Raw genomic sequence first — 3144 nt, forward strand, 5'->3', positions numbered from 1 at the left:
AGAATAAAGGTTAAATTATTTGTTGGGCGGAATAAGAGAGTGACGAAATGATCTCAGAATTTCTTTTTTATGTATTTATTGGGTTGATCATCCCTGTTGGGCTTTTTCGTTTGCTAAGCGGTGGGAATTACGCCGATGAACATTTAAGATTGGTCAAAAAGGGAAAGATATTTGCGCAGCCTTTGATGAATAAATCTGAAATGCGTTTGTATACAGAATTGAGAAATTGGCAACGGGCTTCAGGGAAAACCAATCTGAATTTATTCTCGCAAGTTTCCATGGGAGAAATTCTTGCAACTGTTAAAGAGGAAACAAGGCGTAGTTTTAATGCAAAACGTTTGGATTTTCTTTTCGTGGATCAGGATGCTATGCCGTGTATCGCAATTGAATATCAAGGTCAGGGACATTTTGGTGATGATGCAAAACAAAAAAAACAGGTGGAAAAGAGAGATAAGGTAAAGCGTCTCGCATTGGAAAAAGCAGGAATCGTTTTGGTAGAGATATTCCCCGAAGATCGTTAAAAAGAAATACAGGCCAAGTTAAACTTGGCCTTGGATAAGCTGTGATACCTAAATCGTTGTACTTTGGATGTTTTGAATACGATCTGATAGTTTTTGACGATATGCCCATTGCGCAGGGTCATTTGGTTTTGTGGCCGGCATATCGACTGGGAAATTGTTGTAGTGATCTTCGCCACGAACAAGGATTGCACCGTCTTCTGGATTTTTAAGCTGGCGAACATGTGGCGCAAGATATTGGATGTTAAGCCCAATACGACGATCATGACTTATATTCGGCATGGATGCATGCAAGGTCCATCCATGATGTAGAGAAACTTCGCCCGGGCTTAAAGGGCAATAAACCGCTGCTTTTTCATCGACACCAATCACATTTTGGCCGTTGAGAAGCACGTTATTTTCATCTTCAATGAGCTGATGTTCTCTTTTTCCACCAAGGTGGCTTCCGGGGATCATGCGCATGCAGCCACTTTCCATTGTTGCGGGGGAGAGGGCAAGCCAAGCACTCACCTGATCATCACAGCTTAATCCCCAATAGGTCAGGTCTTGATGCCAACTTACATGCGAAGCGGAATGAGGCTCTTTGATAATGTAAGAGACGCTATACAGAAGGATGTTCGGGCCTAAGATTGTCTCAACTGCATCAAGTAACTTTGGGTTTGTGGCGACTTCGAAAGCCGAAGGCATAGCCGTATGGATTTTGAACTTATAGTGTAAATTACCAACATCTGCTTCTGTGTGTTCCAAGATTCTTCTTTGTTTCTGCGCTTCTTGCTCATCCAGAATTGAAATTGGAGATACAAACCCATCCTGATCATAACGTTTTCTAATTTCAGATAAGTCCATTTTTCACATGCTCCCCAGATATAAGATTGTTATCTCTTGAGAGAAACTTTGGCACGGAAACCCAAATTTACATAATGTTATTTCTATCGTATTTGCGACAACGTGTGGTTAAGTTGCTGTGTGGTTATAAGTTGCTGTTTTCTAATATATATTTGGCAATATCTGAGCTAACTATATCCCCATTTAGATCTCGTGTTAGCATGTGATAACCTTCTTCGTATCGTTTTAGCGACCATGTTTTGTCGTTATTTTGCGGAAGTTGTTGCAAGAAACGTTCAACCGCATATGCAGGGACAATTTCTTCTTTGTCGCCATATAGAATTAATGTCTTTCTATTAAGATAGCTCGCCTTTTCCCCCGCTGCCATCATCAGCTCAAATAAAAAATATCCCGTATCCACGCGACTTCTTTTAATGAAAAGCGGATCTTCAAACATTTTGATTAACATTTCCCGATTGTCACTGGCGACCTTGTCTGTATGGATAGTAGGTGTCCAGCTTGGGGCGATTGCGACTGTTGCCTCAACAATGACGCGCTGTATCCAGGGAACATCCTCACGATATAAAACGGCAGGTGCGACTAAGATATACCCATCTACTTCAGGGGGATGTTCTGAGGTTGCTGTCAATAAGGTGATTGCACCGCCCATACTATGCCCAGTAAGGTAGATCGGTGTCTCTGGATGTTTTTCTTTTAATAATCTGACGACTGTCTTTACATCATCAATATATGTTTCGTCACCAGCCCAAAGGCCGCGTTGTTCTGTGGCACCAAAACCACGTTGATCATAGGCATAAGTCCATAAACCATTTTCTGCCCAGATCGTCGCGGCTTGATCCCAACCGTTTGCGTGATCGTTAAATCCGTGTAGGGCGAGAATAACAGCTTTGGGCGTCAAACCGTCATTTTTCCATACTTTTAATGGTAACTTAAAACCGTCTTTTGTGATGATTTTATCGTCATGTAATTCGGGTTTTTGATTGATTTCACTGATGGTCTGTAATGTTGGGCTACATGCCGAAATCACTTTCAAAGCAAATATGAATAAAAAAACCTTGTGAATTCTAGCCCACATGGCATAAACCTTCCCGAATTGTCCGCTGGCAAATCATTTGTCGTATGATATATAAGGTCAAGTTTTGCTGCATTGCAATACAGTGGAGGGCGAAAAAAGTGCCTCATGGGATGCAAGCTGATAAATTCACAGGATCAAATTCAAACTAAGGTGGAACCCCTTATGACCCAGATTACGCAGTTATATAGCGCGGAAGAAATTGCAACACGTATTGATGAAATGGCAAAGTTGATGGCCTTGGAAGTGCCAGAAGACATCATGGTTGTTGGCCTGTTAAAAGGCGCATTTACTTTCACAGCTGACTTGGTACGCGCGATGGATAAATGGGGATTAAAGCCACAAGTCGAATTCATGCGTTTAAGTTCTTATGGAAATTCAAAAGAAAGTAGCGGCGAAGTGCTCATGTCTGGTGGTGTGCCGGCGGATATTCACGGTAAACATGTTTTAGTCGTTGATGACATTTTGGATTCCGGTCGTACTTTGGCTTTCACCAAGCGTGTTTTCCGAGAGCATGGCGCAAAATCTGTTAAGTCTTGTATCTTGCTTGATAAGCCATCCCGTCGCGAAGTTGATGTGAAAGCCACTTATACAGGCTTTGAAGTGGAAGATTTATTTGTCGTTGGCTATGGCATTGATTACGCAGAAAAATACCGCCATCTTCCATATATCGGCACAGTTGATTAATTTCATTATTAGATGATTTGT

At 41.7% G+C, this 3144-nt stretch carries 4 protein-coding genes; 2 read left to right on the plus strand and 2 right to left on the minus strand.

Going from position 1 to position 3144, the window contains the following annotated elements:
- Positions 1-47 precede the first annotated feature (47 nt).
- A complete protein-coding gene (locus E1160_RS00375) occupies positions 48-521 on the plus strand; it encodes a DUF2726 domain-containing protein (RefSeq protein WP_155153011.1) in 474 nt (157 codons plus the stop codon).
- Between the two features lie 48 nt (positions 522-569).
- Here the strand turns inward: E1160_RS00375 and E1160_RS00380 are convergent, their stop codons facing one another.
- Positions 570-1364 (minus strand): phytanoyl-CoA dioxygenase family protein, encoded by a 795-nt coding sequence (locus E1160_RS00380; RefSeq protein ID WP_155153012.1) that lies wholly within the window; start codon positions 1362-1364, stop codon positions 570-572.
- A gap of 124 nt (positions 1365-1488) precedes the next feature.
- Positions 1489-2439 carry an alpha/beta hydrolase gene (locus tag E1160_RS00385; protein ID WP_155153013.1) on the minus strand — a complete coding sequence of 317 codons (951 nt, stop codon included), beginning with the start codon at positions 2437-2439 and terminating at the stop codon, positions 1489-1491.
- Between the two features lie 162 nt (positions 2440-2601).
- Here E1160_RS00385 and hpt point away from each other — a divergent pair, with 162 nt between their 5' ends.
- The gene (gene hpt / locus E1160_RS00390) at positions 2602-3123 is read left to right on the plus strand and encodes a hypoxanthine phosphoribosyltransferase (protein WP_155153014.1); all 522 of its coding nucleotides are present in this window, start codon (positions 2602-2604) and stop codon (positions 3121-3123) included.
- Positions 3124-3144 lie beyond the last annotated feature (21 nt).

Source organism: Curvivirga aplysinae (assembly GCF_009711445.1).
Lineage (GTDB): Bacteria > Pseudomonadota > Alphaproteobacteria > UBA8366 > Aestuariispiraceae > Curvivirga > Curvivirga aplysinae.

Bases quoted from the DNA above. Each gene is read 5' to 3' on its own strand.
- E1160_RS00380 (WP_155153012.1), bottom strand. From the start codon at position 1,364: ATGGACTTATCTGAAATTAGAAAACGTTATGATCAGGATGGGTTTGTA.
- E1160_RS00385 (WP_155153013.1), bottom strand. From the start codon at position 2,439: ATGTGGGCTAGAATTCACAAGGTTTTTTTATTCATATTTGCTTTGAAA.
- E1160_RS00375 (WP_155153011.1), top strand. From the start codon at position 48: ATGATCTCAGAATTTCTTTTTTATGTATTTATTGGGTTGATCATCCCT.
- hpt (WP_155153014.1), top strand. From the start codon at position 2,602: ATGACCCAGATTACGCAGTTATATAGCGCGGAAGAAATTGCAACACGT.